13 protein-coding genes are annotated in these 14,965 nt (G+C 57.6%); 7 read left to right on the top strand and 6 right to left on the bottom strand.

Annotated features, from left to right (window positions below):
* Positions 1-2: 2 nt before the first annotated feature.
* Complete coding sequence (gene pyrH / locus ACRZ9X_RS05070) at positions 3-740, bottom strand: UMP kinase (RefSeq protein ID WP_480516591.1); 738 nt, start codon at positions 738-740, stop codon at positions 3-5.
* Between the two features lie 110 nt (positions 741-850).
* Between pyrH and miaA the strand changes: the two genes are divergently transcribed.
* From miaA to ACRZ9X_RS05045, 5 genes are all read left to right on the top strand, one after another.
* Positions 851-1,744, top strand: coding sequence for a tRNA (adenosine(37)-N6)-dimethylallyltransferase MiaA (gene miaA, locus ACRZ9X_RS05065; protein ID WP_480516436.1), 894 nt, complete (start codon positions 851-853; stop codon positions 1,742-1,744).
* Between the two features lie 349 nt (positions 1,745-2,093).
* Positions 2,094-3,764: an ABC transporter substrate-binding protein gene (locus ACRZ9X_RS05060; RefSeq protein WP_480516434.1), complete on the top strand. Its 1,671-nt coding sequence runs from the start codon at positions 2,094-2,096 to the stop codon at positions 3,762-3,764.
* A gap of 121 nt (positions 3,765-3,885) precedes the next feature.
* Positions 3,886-4,932: an ABC transporter permease gene (locus ACRZ9X_RS05055; protein WP_480516432.1), complete on the top strand. Its 1,047-nt coding sequence runs from the start codon at positions 3,886-3,888 to the stop codon at positions 4,930-4,932.
* Between the two features lie 14 nt (positions 4,933-4,946).
* Entirely contained in the window at positions 4,947-6,410 is a 1,464-nt protein-coding gene (locus tag ACRZ9X_RS05050; RefSeq protein ID WP_480516430.1) for an ABC transporter permease, read from the top strand.
* 91 nt (positions 6,411-6,501) lie between these two features.
* A complete protein-coding gene (locus ACRZ9X_RS05045; protein ID WP_480516428.1) occupies positions 6,502-8,589 on the top strand; it encodes a dipeptide ABC transporter ATP-binding protein in 2,088 nt (695 codons plus the stop codon).
* 115 nt (positions 8,590-8,704) lie between these two features.
* Here ACRZ9X_RS05045 and ACRZ9X_RS05040 read toward each other — a convergent pair whose 3' ends face one another.
* The 3 genes from ACRZ9X_RS05040 to ACRZ9X_RS05030 all read right to left on the bottom strand — a co-directional run bounded on the left by ACRZ9X_RS05040 (position 8,705) and on the right by ACRZ9X_RS05030 (position 11,460).
* Complete coding sequence (locus ACRZ9X_RS05040; protein WP_480516426.1) at positions 8,705-9,736, bottom strand: MBL fold metallo-hydrolase; 1,032 nt, start codon at positions 9,734-9,736, stop codon at positions 8,705-8,707.
* Between the two features lie 85 nt (positions 9,737-9,821).
* Entirely contained in the window at positions 9,822-10,784 is a 963-nt protein-coding gene (locus ACRZ9X_RS05035; RefSeq protein WP_480516424.1) for a LuxR C-terminal-related transcriptional regulator, read from the bottom strand.
* Positions 10,785-10,881: 97 nt separating this feature from the next.
* Complete coding sequence (locus ACRZ9X_RS05030; protein ID WP_480516422.1) at positions 10,882-11,460, bottom strand: lytic transglycosylase domain-containing protein; 579 nt, start codon at positions 11,458-11,460, stop codon at positions 10,882-10,884.
* A 209-nt stretch (positions 11,461-11,669) separates the two neighbouring features.
* On the opposite strand from ACRZ9X_RS05030, the gene ssb reads away from it, so the two are divergent.
* Both ssb and ACRZ9X_RS05020 read left to right on the top strand, forming a co-directional pair.
* Positions 11,670-12,158 carry a single-stranded DNA-binding protein gene (gene ssb, locus ACRZ9X_RS05025; RefSeq protein ID WP_480516420.1) on the top strand — a complete coding sequence of 163 codons (489 nt, stop codon included), beginning with the start codon at positions 11,670-11,672 and terminating at the stop codon, positions 12,156-12,158.
* Between the two features lie 18 nt (positions 12,159-12,176).
* Entirely contained in the window at positions 12,177-13,247 is a 1,071-nt protein-coding gene (locus ACRZ9X_RS05020) for a site-2 protease family protein (protein WP_480516418.1), read from the top strand.
* A gap of 5 nt (positions 13,248-13,252) precedes the next feature.
* Here the strand turns inward: ACRZ9X_RS05020 and aroB are convergent, their stop codons facing one another.
* Entirely contained in the window at positions 13,253-14,365 is a 1,113-nt protein-coding gene (aroB, locus tag ACRZ9X_RS05015; RefSeq protein WP_480516417.1) for a 3-dehydroquinate synthase, read from the bottom strand.
* Positions 14,366-14,953 carry a shikimate kinase gene (locus ACRZ9X_RS05010; RefSeq protein ID WP_480516415.1) on the bottom strand — a complete coding sequence of 196 codons (588 nt, stop codon included), beginning with the start codon at positions 14,951-14,953 and terminating at the stop codon, positions 14,366-14,368.
* Between the last annotated feature and the right edge of the window lie 12 nt (positions 14,954-14,965).

Below are 14,965 nucleotides of genomic sequence, written 5' to 3'. Positions count from 1 at the left end.
CGTCAGCCCTGAACCTTGGTATAGGTCCCCTCGCCCGCCAGGATTCCACGGAACCCGCCGGGCTCATCCAGACCGAAAACGATCAAAGGCAAGTTATTGTCCCGCGCCAGCGCAATGGCCGAGGCATCCATGACGCGCAGGCGCTTAGTCAGAACGTCGTCATACGAGATCGTATCATAGCGTACGGCATCCGAATTGGTTTTCGGATCCTTGTCATAAACACCATCGACACCGTTCTTGCCCATGAAAATTGCCTCACACGCCATTTCATTGGCGCGCAGGGTCGCAGCCGTATCAGTGGTGAAATAGGGGTTACCTGTGCCTGCAGCGAAGATACAGACACGCTTCTTCTCAAGGTGCCGCACGGCGCGGCGACGGATATAGGGCTCGCATACCTCGTCCATGCGGATGGCGGAAATAACCCGGGTAAAGACCCCCTCGCCTTCCAACGCCGATTGCATCCCCAGCGCGTTCATGACGGTGGCCAGCATTCCCATATAGTCAGCCGTCGTCCGCTCCATCCCCTGTGCCGAGCCGCTGAGGCCCCGGAAAATATTACCACCGCCGATCACCATGCAGATCTCGACCCCCAGATCATGCACTGATTTGACCTCTTGCGCGATGCGCTGAACGGTTGGTGGGTGCAGACCGAATCCCTGATCCCCCATCAGCGCCTCGCCCGAGATCTTCAACATCACGCGTTTATACGCTGTTTTGGGGGCTTCTGTTGTCTCGGTCATGGGGGAAAGGGTCATGTTGCGCTCCGGGCTGCGACGGGGTTATTTTCCGGCGCAAAATGGAGCAAAACCGCTTCAGGTTCAATGCGGATAGTCAGGAACTGGCAAACTATATGGACGACAATTCTGCCGTACGGCTTTGGGATCGCCTGCCGCCCATTCCAGACGACAAACCCGTGCTGATCGCCGGCCCGACCGCGTCCGGAAAATCAGCACTGGCGCTGCTGATCGCCGCGCGTCTGGGTGGCGTCATCGTCAATGCGGATGCCAGTCAGGTCTATGATTGCTGGCGGATCATCTCGGCACGACCGTCTGCGGAAGAAGAGGCCCGGACGCCCCACCGGCTTTACGGCCACATCGCTTATGACCAGAGCTATTCCACCGGCCATTGGCTGCGCGAAGTCACGCCCATGCTCGACGCAGGTTCCCGCCCGATCATCGTGGGCGGCACGGGGCTGTATTATTCCGCGCTGACGGAAGGGATGGCCGACATTCCGCCAACGCCAGCCGACATTCGGGCAAAGGCGGATGATATGCCGCTTGCAGAATTGATCGCCGGAGTTGCCGATGAAACGCTGCTGCGTCTGGACCTGCAAAACCGGGCCAGAGTTCAGCGCGCATGGGAGGTACAGAAGGCAACCGGTCGCCCCCTGCACGAATGGCAGGCCCAAACCCGCCCCCCGGTTCTTGCACTCGAACACACCGTTCCCATTGTCTTCAACGCCGACAAGACCTGGTTGCTGAACCGCATCAACCAACGCTTTGACAAGATGCTGGAACAGGGGGCCTTGGCCGAGGTCAAGGCCATGCGGGACCGGTATGACCCCGCCCTTCCAGCCTGCAAGGCCATTGGCGTCCCAGAGATTATGGATTATCTGAACGGTCGTCTCAGCCTGGATGACGCGCGAGAGCGGGCCACGATTTCAACCCGGCAATTCGCCAAACGCCAGCGCACCTGGTTTCGCGCGCGCATGAAGAACTGGCACTGGATCGATGCCACGCCCTGACGGTGACAGTCCGCCCGACTTTGCGGAAGGTTGATTGCGCAAAGGCGCATGGGTTCATCCGCTTGCGTCCCGCGCGCCATGCCATCGCGATCCAAATCCGCATGCAGAATCGCTGGCGTTGTTAGGTTTCAGATTGCGACATCGCCTGCACTACTTTCACGAGAGATGTCGTTTTTGGATGATCTATGACGATTCCGAACATTGACCTATATTCAAATCTGGTGCGGAATGCCGTCATGGGGGATGACCACAACGAGAATAACAAGCTCTTGGTCCAGCTGACCGGCGGCAGCCTGTTCAGGTAACGCAGATCGCAATCAAAAGAATTCAGTGTCACAGGGAGACATCTATGGAAAACCAGACAATCAATGGAAAGCCGATGCATTGGGCGGCCGAGATGCACGCCAGGGAATACCGCGAAGGCAATCTGAGCCGTCGCGAGTTTCTGGCCCGCGTCACCGCGCTGGGCGTTGCCGTTCCGACCGCATATGGCATGATCGGTCTGCAATCACCCGCGGCAGCAGCCGAACCGCAGCAAGGCGGCACCATTCGTTATCAGATGGAAGTACGCGCGCTCAAAGATCCACGCACCTTTGACTGGACGCAAATCGCGACCTTTACGGCGGGCTGGTTGGAGTATCTTGTTGAATACAACAATGACGGCTCGTTCAAGCCCATGCTGCTGGAAAGCTGGGAAGCGAACGAAGACGCGACCGAGTACACGCTGAACGTGCGCAAAGGCGTCAAGTGGAACAATGGCGATGACTTCACCGCCGAAGACGTCGCGCGCAACATCACCGGCTGGTGCGACGCAACGCTCGAAGGCAACTCGATGGCTTCGAGGATGGCGTCGCTGGTTGACGAAGCGACCCAGCAGGCCTCCGAGGGCGCGATCACCGTGGTGGACAGCCACACCGTCAAGCTGAAATGTAACGCGCCCGATATCACCATCATTCCGGGCATGGCCGACTATCCCGGCGCAATCGTTCACAGCAGCTTTGATGCCAACACGATGCTCGACAACCCGATCGGCACCGGCTTTATGAAGCCCGAAAGTCACGAGGTCGGCGTCAAAGGCGTTCTGGTGCGCAACGAGGACCATGACTGGTGGGGCTACGAGGCCGGCAAAGGCGGCTATATCGACCGGATCGAGTTCATCGATTACGGCACCGACCCGGCCGCGTTCCTGGCCGCCTATGAGGCCGAAGAAATCGACATGAACTGGGAATCGGTCGGTGAATTCGTCGATATCTTTGACAGCATCGGCCTTGTGCGTTCGGAAATCCCGTCGGGCTTTACCATTGTTATCCGTCCAAACCAGCTGGCCGAGGACGCCGATGGCAACAAGATTTATGCGGACAAGCGAGTCCGTCAGGCGCTTGCCATGGCGGTGGACAACGAGGTTTGTCTGGAACTGGGCATGTCCGGCTATGGCATCCCCGCGGACAACTGCCATGTTGGTCCGATGCACCCCGAATATGACTCGTCGGTCACCCGCATCCCCTATGATCCCGCCGGGGCAAAGGCCCTGATGGAAGAAGCGGGCATGGCTGATTTCGAGCACGAAGTGCAGTCCATCGACGATGACTGGCGCCGGAACACCACCGCCGCCGTTGTGGCCCAGCTGAATGACGCGGGTATCAAGGCCAAGCACACGGTTCTGCCGGGCTCGACCTTCTGGAACGACTGGACCAAGTACCCGTATTCGTCGACCAACTGGAACCACCGTCCGCTGGGTACGCAGATCCTGGCCCTGGCCTACAAGTCGGGCGCGGCTTGGAATGAGTCTGCTTTCTCGAACGAAGAATTCGACACATTACTGGCCGAAGCAAATTCACTTTCGGATGTGGACCAGCGCCGTGAAGTGATGGGCAAGATACAAGCGATCATGATCGAAGAAGGTGTGGTCATCCAGCCCTATTGGCGGACGGCAATGCGTCACCATCGCGACAACATGGTCGGTGTTGAAAAGCATATCGCGGACCTGCCGCAGCTTTACAAGTTCGGCCTGACATCCTGAGCCGCAACAAATAAGGGCCGCGCCACACAGGCGCGGCCCTTCGTCCTCAATACGGCGACCAGCAGAATAGCAACGCGTCGGGCAAGTTGCGCCCAACGCCAGCCGACCAACAGGGGCTAACATGGGACTTTTCATTCTAAGGCGCGTCGGGATCATGCTGATCACAGCATTGTGCCTGACATTCCTGGTCTTCTTTCTCACCAATCTCTACCCGAACCTGGAAAAGCTTGCGAAAACGCAGGGCAATTTCCGGATGTCGGATGAACAGGTCGAGAGTTTTCTGGAAAAAGGCGGGTATCTACAGTCAACGCCGATCAAATACGGCGAATGGCTGGGCGTTCTGCCCTCATACCGGCACACGAATGAGGACGGCACTGTTCAGGGCCGATGCATTCTACCGGGCAAAACCGCCGAAGAGTCTCCTAATTTCTGCGGCATCCTTCAGGGCTACTGGGGTTATTCGACCGTCTTCAAAGAGGAAGTCGGAACCGTCGTCGGCACCCGGCTAGCTTTGACGGGCAGGCTGATGTTCTGGGTGATGCTGCTGATGGTCCCCTCGGCCCTGATCCTTGGCATTCTGGCGGGGATGAAAGAAGGTTCGGCCACGGACCGCACGCTGTCGACCTTTGCCATCACAACCACCGCGACACCGGAATACGTATCAGGCGTGATCTTCATTGCGATCTTCACGTCCTCTGCCGTAGGGCTGAAATGGTTCAAGGGCACAGCCACGCAGGCGATGGAGAACCCGACATTTGAAAACTTCTTCCTGCCTGTGTTGACAATCGCGCTTTATGGCATGGGCTACATCGCCCGGATGACCCGCGCCTCGATGACCGAGGTGATGACGGCGCAATATATCCGAACCGCGCGCCTGAAAGGCGTCTCGTTCCCGAATATCGTCATGAAACACGCGCTGCGCAACGCGCTGATCGCGCCGTTCACCGTCATCATGCTGCAGTTCCCATGGCTGCTGAATGGTGTGGTGATCGTCGAGACCCTATTCAACTACAAAGGGTTCGGCTGGGCGCTGGTACAGGCGGCGGGGAACAATGACATCCAGCTGTTATTGGCGATCTCGGTCGTGTCGGTCTTTGTGGTGCTGGTGACGCAGCTGATCTCGGATATCGGCTATGTCTACCTCAACCCGCGCATTCGCATTTCTTAAGGGAGGGTCAGATCATGGAACCACTTACCTGGACCGGCTCTATCGCCTTCCTCAACCCGCTATTCGCTCTGGCATTGGCGCTGATGGCCTTGTCCATCGTCGTCTGGATGCTGGCCAGCATCGTGCTGCCCGAGGACCAGATGACCGTGAACCCCGATGGCACGCTCACCTCAAGCTCGGGCCTGCGGAACATGATACAGGCCGCGCTGCGCTATAGCTTTCTGGCCAGCGTGGGGATTGCCGTCGCCTATGTCGTGCTCGGTATCCTGATGGGAACAAGCGCCGGGATCATCGGTGCGATTTCACAGCAATTCCTGCCCGTCTGGCTGTCGCTGGTCATCCTCTATGCCATGTCGATCGCGTTCAAACGCAAGCTGGGTCTTTATGGCAAATTGTTCGACAGCCCCATCGGCATGATCGGCTTTGGTCTGGTGATGTTCTGGGTCTTTACCGGCATTTTCGGCGCAATGGACCTGATCGTCACGCATGACCCGCTGTCGCAGGTTTCCGGCATGAAGAACAAGGTGCCCGGCACCCCGCTGGCAGGCGCGGAGGAAGGCGTCTATTCCTGGTATCTGCTGGGTGGCGATAACCTTGCCCGCGACGTCTTTAGCCGCATGGTCAAAGGCGCGTGGATCGTGGTGCAGATCGCACCGCTGGCGACGATGTTTGCCTTCATGGTCGGGATCACGCTGGGCCTGCCCGCCGGGTATTATGGCGGTCGTCTGGATACGCTGCTGTCCTTCCTGGCGAACCTGATCCTGGCCTTCCCGGTGATCTTGCTGTTCTACCTGCTGGTCACGCCCGAGATCGTAGCGACCGGGGTGCCGAACTATATGGCGGCGATCCTGTTCATCTTCCCGATCATCTTCCTGGGCGTTCTGCTGAATTCGCGCTTCTACACGCGCCCGAGTTTCCGCACGCCGCTGCTGATCGGGGTTCTGGGTGTGGCGCTTTGGTTCTATCTGTCGCTGATCTCGACCGGAGGCTACATCATCAACACCGACAGCTACCGCATCTGGGGCCTTCCGACCTATCTGGACCTGTTCGACATTCCGGGCGGCATTCTGGTTGTTTTTGTCTCGGTGGTCTTCGTGAACTCGCCCACGGTGTTCCGCATCGTGCGCGGGCTGGCGCTGGACATCAAAACCCGTGACTATGTGGCGGCGGCGCAAACACGCGGCGAGGGTCCGTGGTACATCATGCTTTGGGAAATCCTGCCCAACGCGCGGGGTCCGCTGATCGTCGATTTCTGTTTGCGCATCGGCTATACCACCATCCTTCTGGGGACTTTGGGTTTCTTCGGGTTGGGCCTGCCGCCGGAAAGCCCGGATTGGGGGTCCACGATCAATGAGGGGCGCAAGCTTTTGTCGATCTATCTGCACCCTGCCCTTCCGCCTGCTCTGGCCCTGTTGTCGCTGGTTCTTGGTTTGAACCTGCTGGCCGATGGTCTGCGCGAAGAAAGTCTGAAGGACTGATTGAGAGCGGCCGGGGGGCCAGCCCCCCGGACCCCCCGGGATATTTTTAGCCAGATGAAGGGGATCCCGCATTTGGTGAGGAGCAAGCAAGATGAACAAACTGGCGGATTATGACGGGCCTATTCTGGAGATCGACAAGCTTTCGATTTCTTTTTTCACCCGGCTGAGGGAAATTCCCGCCGTTATGGATTTCTCGGTCAGCGTGCAGCCCGGGGAGGCTGTGGGTCTGGTCGGCGAATCCGGCTGTGGGAAGTCCACTGTGGCGCTGGGTGTCATGCAGGATTTGGGCAAGAACGGACGCATCGTTGGCGGCTCGATCAAGTTCAAAGGGCGTGATCTGGGTGAAATGAGCACCGAGGAGTTACGCGATATTCGCGGCAATGAGATCGCGATGATCTATCAGGAGCCGATGGCCTCGCTGAACCCGGCGATGAAAATCGGCAAGCAGCTGATGGAAGTGCCGATGATCCACGAAGGCGTGGGCGCGGAGGAGGCCTATGCCCGTGCGCTAGAGGTGGTCACTGATGTGCGTCTGCCCGATCCAGAGCGGATGCTGAATTCCTTCCCGCATCAGCTGTCAGGTGGTCAGCAGCAGCGGATCGTGATTGCGATGGCGTTGATGTCTAAACCCTCCCTGTTGATCTTGGATGAACCAACAACTGCTTTGGATGTGACGGTTGAGGCCGCGGTGGTTGGGCTGGTCAAGGATCTGGGCAAGAAATACGGCACTTCGATGCTGTTTATCTCGCACAATCTTGGGCTGGTGCTGGAGACCTGTGACCGGCTTTGTGTGATGTATTCAGGTGAGGCGGTCGAACGTGGCTCGATCAAGGATGTGTTTGACGAGATGCAGCACCCTTATACGCAGGCGCTGTTCCGGTCGATCCCTCTGCCGGGGGCCGACAAGAACGCGCGCCCGCTGGTGGCCATTCCGGGAAACTTTCCGTTGCCGCATGAGCGCCCGCCGGGATGTAATTTTGGCCCGCGCTGCGATTATTTCGAAGAAGGTCGGTGCGACGCCAAGGACATTCTGATGGAGGCTGTGCCGGGGAATGACCGGCATCACACACGCTGTCTGAAGTTCCAGGAGATCGACTGGAATGCACCGATCACCGTGGGCGAGCGGAAAGACAAGGGTGAGATTGGCCGGGCCGTTCTGAAAATGGACAACCTCAAAAAGTATTACGAGGTCGCGGCGAATGCATTATTCGGCGGGGGTGAGAAGAAGGTTGTGAAGGCCAATGAAACGTTGAGTTTTGAGGCCCACGAATCCGAGACCCTGGCCATTGTCGGGGAATCCGGTTGCGGCAAGTCTACCTTCGCCAAGGTGTTGATGGGTCTTGAGACGGCAACCGACGGGCAGATATTGCTGGACAATCGCAATATCGAAGATGTGCCGATTGAGGAACGTGACGCCAAAACCGTTGGCGAGGTTCAGATGGTGTTCCAAAACCCGTTCGATACGCTGAACCCGTCGATGACCGTAGGTCGTCAGATCATCCGGGCGCTGGAGATCTTCGGCGTTGGGAATTCCGAGGCAGACCGCAAGAAGCGAATGCTGGAACTGCTTGATCTGGTCAAACTGCCGCGCGCGTTTGCCGACCGGATGCCACGACAATTGTCAGGCGGACAAAAACAGCGCGTGGGTATCGCCCGCGCCTTTGCCGGGGACGCCCGAATTGTGGTTGCGGATGAGCCCGTCTCGGCGTTGGATGTATCAGTGCAGGCGGCGGTGACTGATCTGTTGATGGAAATTCAGCGCGAGCACAAGACGACCCTGCTGTTCATCAGCCACGATCTGTCCATTGTCCGTTATCTCAGCGACCGGGTGATGGTGATGTATCTGGGTCATGTGGTCGAACTGGGCACCACAGATCAGGTCTTTGCCCCGCCCTATCACCCCTATACCGAGGCATTGCTGAGCGCCGTGCCCATCGCGGACACATCCGTTGAAAAGCAGCATATCGTGCTGGAAGGCGATATCCCCTCGGCCATGAACCCGCCGCCGGGCTGTCCGTTCCAGACCCGATGCCGCTGGAAGTCCGAAGTGCCGGACGGGCGCTGCGAGTCCCATGTGCCGCCAGTTCAGACGCTGGCGGATGGGCATCAGGTCAAGTGCCACCTGTCAGAAGATATTCTCGCCCGGATGGAGCCCGTTATCAAAATCGCGGCTGAGTAATGCTCAGCGTACTGAAAGGGGCCGGTTCAAGACCGGCCCTATGACGTTCGATGGGCGTTGTAACGGAAACACGCGGAATATTGGATACGCGCAAGAGGCAGCCCATTCCTGAACCTCAACCCGTCAAGACATTGTTTCCGAAATGCATGAACTCTTGGTTCATGCCCGATATCTCAGCGGCTTCCAGCGACAGGCTGGCACTGTCCAGCATCTTATGGCTTTTCTGTCCCTTGACCCATTCATCGGCAGATTGCAGCGTCGTTAGCGTATAAGACGTGACTTCGTTCAAATAGTGGGTCGGAATAATAATCTTGGGCTTCAGTTTAGAAACGATGTCATTGCCCTGATCATAGCTCAGGATGTGCTCTGAGCCGTCGACAGGTAGTGTCAACACATCAACCTGACCAATGGCATCCCAAAACTCCTGCGGTGGGTTGTGGCGGTTATCACCCCAGATCAGTGTCCGAATACCCCCGGTCTCGACCAGATAAACTACCATATCCATATGACCGACATTATTCGGCGGGCATGCCTCGACCCCAAACTCTGCAAGTGCGTTCGTCCAGTCATACCAACCGGGAGCCACACAAGCGTGCTTGTCCGCAAATCCGGTGATTTTCACATCCGCGAACTCGAATTTACCGACCATCCTGTCCAGAACCATTGTCGAATTTGGCCGCTCAATCGCGTCATGGTCGAAATGCGCATGTGTGGACAATGTAATATCAACCGGAATTTGCGGAAACTCGTTTCTGAACCATAAACCCCAGGCGCCAGATGGGTCATCACGCCATGGGTCAAACAGAACCGTAGCACCGTTGGGTGAGGTAATCCTGATCGCACAGTGACCAAAATAGTCGATACCGACTGCGCCGCTGCTGGCAGTACCGGTCGAACCCTGCAAATCGATGACATGATTGTTGTTGCCCGGCTGCAGCCACGCCTGTGATTGGGCATCGGCTGGTTTAGACGTCAATAGTGACGCCCCTGCCCCAACTCCGGCAGCACCGGCTGCCATAAAAAATGAACGCCGCGACACTCCTGTGGCCAGCTGGTCCTTTTTTCCATTCATCAATGTTGGCTTGAGATCTTTCCGATCCATTCTGGTTCCTCCCTTGAATTCGCAACACCGGCGTTTACCGGCCAATGCGGCAAGCCTAGCAATTGCGTTTGGGGAACCTCAGACGGGAAAAACACGGGGGGAATATGGGGGCTTTCCCCATATAACCCGCTCACGAAATCGTGAGGAGATGGCTGCGCAAGTTCTGGTCGCGCCCTTCCAGCCCAAGCTTTTTGCGAATGTTGTTGCGGTGGAAATCGATCGTCGATGTCTCTCGGGACAAGGCCCTGGCGATGTCCTTGGTAGTTTTTCCAGACATGACCAACTGCGCAATTTCAATCTCGGTCGGCGTCATGATCGCAAAGGCATCCGTCAGCTTATCAGACAAGGTTGAAGTAATCTGCTTTAGGTTCTTATCCGCAAGATCCAGGTAGATTTGAGATGCTTCATTACCGCTGACATGGTCCCGAAGCTTGTCAAGATACGGCAAGACCATACCACGCACCTGGTCCACAATTTCCTGGTCTCGCGACTGGCGGTCTGCGTCCACGTTGCTGAGTAAAACCCGCAGCGCGGTATTTGTTTCGCGTAACTCACGGGTCCTTTGTTGCACGCGGATTTCAAGATGCGACAGCGTTTCGGTCAGTTTCTGCTCCAGTGCGCGTCTCAGGTAAACCTCTTGCAACAATGCCAAATCGGCTTCGACCATTCGTGCGAACTGAGCAAGGCCCTTACGGAACAACAAAGCTTGGCGATTGCGATTGCGGTCCAATACACAGATCGTGCCAAAGACCCTGCCATCCGGCCATTTCAACGGTAGACCGATGTAAAAGGACATGCCGTGTTCCATATCCTCATTATCCATCCACAGCGGATCACAATCAGCGTCCTCGACCACAAGCTCATCGTCGCGCTCAAGAACGCCCTGACAGTATAGCTTTGGATGGAGATGAAAGGTCATCCCCTCCGGATACGGATTTTCGGGGTGATCAGAAGTGACAAGAACGGCGTGTTGCGGTGCGTCAGTCTTCATGATCAGGCTGGCTGGCACATCGGCAAGTTGCGCAACAAGATCAACCAGGCTTTGCCAGTTTTCGATGGTTTCCTGTGGAATTTCCGGACGATCAACGGTCACTTGGCGGGGCGCCTTTTGCGGTTTCGACCGCTTGAGCTTACTATGCCGGTCCAGCAGCGATCAACAATCCGTCCTGCCGCAACGCGGCACCGGCGGATTACCCGCCCCAGATCACCTTCACGTAGTTCTGGGTTTCGGCGTAGGGCGGGATTCCGCCGTATTTCTCAACAGCACCCGGGCCCGCATTATAAGCGGCCAATGCAAGGGGCCAGGATTTGAATTTCCGGTATTGCGTCGACAGATACCGCGCGCCGCCTTCAAGGTTCTGTATCGGATCATGCGGGTTCACACCCAAGGCCCTTGCCGTTTGCGGCATGAGCTGGGCCAAGCCGAGCGCGCCCTTGTGGGATTTGGCCTGAGGGTTCCAGCCACTTTCCTGTTGCACCAGACGCAGAAAAAGCTCTTCCGGGACGTTATGCTGACGGGCCACACGGCGGGCGTGATCCAGATACTGGCCTCGGTAGTTTCCGGTATAGCGTTTGTTAAATCCGGTGTGCTTTGTTTTCGGCTTCAGCCGTTCTGAGCCGCGATATTGACTGGCAGCGCGTCCATCAAGCACCTTGGATTGCTTGAGAAATATAGCCTGTCGGTTCTTCGTCGACAGCGTTTCCGCTTGTGCTGCAACAGACACAAGACACAGTCCCAAAACCGAGATACCACCAACCAGAAAGCGCATAGATGCCTATCCTGCCCGCTCAACAACCAGACGGATTATAGGTATTCCAGATGGAAATGAAAGCTTGGTAAACGGGTTCGAAAAAATTTGATCGGACCCGTTGCGTCGATCAACCATGTTTTAACCATGACGCAGGCCGTATAGGGTCGGCACGAGAACACAGGCGTCAGATTCGGGCGCGATCCAGTCAGAAAAGAACGAGGGAATATATGGCGGGTTCAGTCAACAAGGTCATTCTGGTCGGCAATCTGGGCCGAGACCCCGAAGTGCGGTCGTTCCAGAACGGGGGCAAAGTGTGCAATCTGCGCATCGCCACCTCGGAAAACTGGAAAGACCGGAACACGGGTGAACGGCGCGAACGGACCGAGTGGCACTCGGTCGCGATCTTCTCGGAGCCACTGGCCCGTATTGCCGAGCAATATCTGCGCAAGGGCAGCAAGGTCTATATCGAGGGCCAGTTGGAAACCCGCAAGTGGCAGGATCAGTCCGGTCAGGACCGCTATTCGACTGAGGTCGTTCTGCGCCCCTATCGCGGAGAGCTGACACTGCTTGACAGCCGTGGCGAAGGCGGCGGCGGTCAGGGCGGCGGCTATGGTGGCGGACAGGCCGGCGGCGGCTATGGCGACCCATATGGGGGCCAGTCCAGCGCGCCCGCACCGGCATCGGGCGGAATCGATGACGACGAGATTCCGTTCTAATCGAAACGGAGATACAACATGGCATGGTCCTTCTCACTCGGCCGGTTACTCGGTTCGGAACTGAGGGTCCATGTCACCTTTTTTCTGCTGCTCGCATGGGTCGGGTTCGCAGCTTACAGCAGTGGTGGATGGCCCGCTGCCATTAACAACCTGCTATTTGTCCTGACCCTGTTTGCCTGCGTCGTCGCGCATGAATTCGGGCACGCGCTGATGGCACGACGGTTTGGTATCCGAACGCCCGACATCACCCTGCTACCCATTGGTGGTTTGGCCCGGTTGGAACGGATGCCGGAAAAACCCATGCAGGAAGTGTGGGTGGCCTTGGCTGGCCCGGCGGTCAACGTGGCGATCTGGCTTGTTCTGATGATCCTCGGCGCACGCATTCAGCCGGACACGCTGAGCCAGATCGACTCCCCCCGGCTCGACCTGCTGAACCGCCTTGCCTACATCAATCTGTTGCTGGCCGCGTTCAACATGATCCCTGCCTTTCCAATGGATGGCGGGCGTGTGTTCCGGGCGTTGCTTTGTCTGAAAATGGATCGCGTGAAGGCCACTCGGTTTGCCGCCATCGCCGGGCAGATCGTTGCCGTTGGTCTGGGCTTTTTTGGACTGACATCAGGAAATCCAATTCTGGTGCTGATCGCTGTGTTTGTCTTTGTCGCGGCCAATGCGGAAAGTCAGGATGTGGCCATGCAGTCGGTCGCCCGGCGTGTCCTGGCCCGCGATGCCATGATCACCGAGTTTCACGTCCTGTCGCCTTTGGATACGCTTGCGATTGCGGCCCATGCCGTCATTCACACGACGCAGCACGAGTTTCCGGTGCTGGATCAGGATGGCACACTGTTGGGCTTTGTCCCCCGAAACCGGCTGCTTGCCGCTTTGGCAAGTGATCATCCCCGCTCGGATCCGGTGACGTCGGTCATGGACACGGATATCCCCCGGGTTAGCTTGACCACAGGTCTGAACAAAGTGCTCGAAGGGCTGCATCAGGGCGCACCCGCAATTGCCGTTTGCACGAAGACGGGTCAGATGGTGGGCTATATCACGCGTGAAAACATCGGCGAGTTGATGGTGATACAGGGACGCTGATGGGCTTAGCGCGTGTTCAAGGCATCTTCCAACACAGTCAGAACTGCATCACGCGGCACCTCGGCAGTCACAAACGCGTCGCCGATTCCGCGGGCCAGAATAAACCGCAACTGGCCGTCGATGACCTTCTTGTCCTGCCCCATCAAATCAAACAAGGCAGGTGCGTCCGGCAGATCTCCGGGGATGTCGGCCAGATCGGTCTTCATTCCCATGGCCCGCAGATGCGCGCGCACGCGACTTGGGTCTTCCTGAGAACACAGACCAAGGCGCGAGGACAGCTCGAACGCAAGCGCACACCCTATGGCCACACCTTCTCCATGCAGCAATCGGTCGGAATATCCTGTCGCGGCTTCGAGCGCATGACAAAAGGTATGGCCAAGATTCAATAGCGCCCGGTCGCCCTGTTCCGTTTCGTCGCGGGCGACAATATCGGCTTTCATCTGAACCGAGCGGGTTACGGCCTGCACCCGTGCGGCCATGTCACCAGCAGACAGGGACGGGCCATTCTCTTCTAACCACTCAAAGAACGCAGCATCGCCCAATAGACCGTATTTGACGACTTCCCCATACCCGGCCAGAAAATCGCGTGCTGTAAGCGTGCCGAGAACCGAGGTATCGGCCAGAACCAGTGATGGTTGGTGAAAAGCACCGATCAGGTTTTTGCCATGGGGCGCGTTGATCCCCGTTTTACCGCCAACCGAACTGTCCACCTGAGCCAGCAATGAGGTCGGGATCTGAACAAACCGCACCCCACGTCGCAGCACAGCCGCCGCAAACCCGGCCAGATCGCCGATGACCCCCCCGCCCAGGGCGACCACGACATCGCGCCGTTCGACCTTTTCTGACAGCAGCCATTCGACTGCACGTTCGAAATGGGGCCAGCTTTTGGTGGCCTCGCCCGGTGGCAGCGCCAGAGCGCTCATCTCGATCCCGGCGGCCCCCAGGCCATCGCGCAGCTCGTCCAGATGCAAATCAGCAACCGTTTCATCCGTCAGAACCGCAACGCGCCGACGGGGCAACAACGGTGCAATGCGCGCCCCGGCCTGCGCCAGAAGATCAGGACCGATTTCAACGTCATAAGAGCGCTCGGCCAAATCCACATGTACTGTTTGATGCATTTACTTCTGTTCCAATACGTCCGGACGTGTCAGCAGCGCTGCAACAACCCGGTCCACCATATCCTCGATCGCGGTCTCGCCGTCCGACTGAGCCACCAGGTCAGCCTGACCATAAACCGGCACGCGGGTCTCATAGAGAACACGCAGTGTCGCAAAAGGGTCCGACGTGCGCAGCAAGGGGCGTGTGTCCTTGTGGCGAACCCGGTTCCACAAAACTTGCAGGTCGGCCCGAAGCCAGACCGATACCCCTTTGGCCGAGATCATCCGGCGATTATGTTCCGACAAGAACGCTCCGCCACCGGTCGAAAGAATGCCCTTTTCATTGTCCAGAAGGCGTCCGATCACCTGACTTTCTTTGGTCCGGAAAAACGGCTCACCGTCGCGGGCGAAAATCTCGGGGATGGTCATGTTGGCCGCCGATTCGATCTCGGCATCGCTGTCCAGGAATGGCACCCCGAGCCGCGCGGCCAACGCACGGCCCACGGCTGTCTTACCCGCACCCATCATACCCACCATAACGACCGTTTTGTGCAGAATTAATTTCTGCGCAGTGCTTGTCCGGGACTCGTTATGCTTAATTTCGCTCATTTCGTCGTGAAT

The organism is Ruegeria sp. AL1, from assembly GCF_056540905.1.
This window is presented reverse-complemented; position numbering and strand designations above follow the sequence as displayed.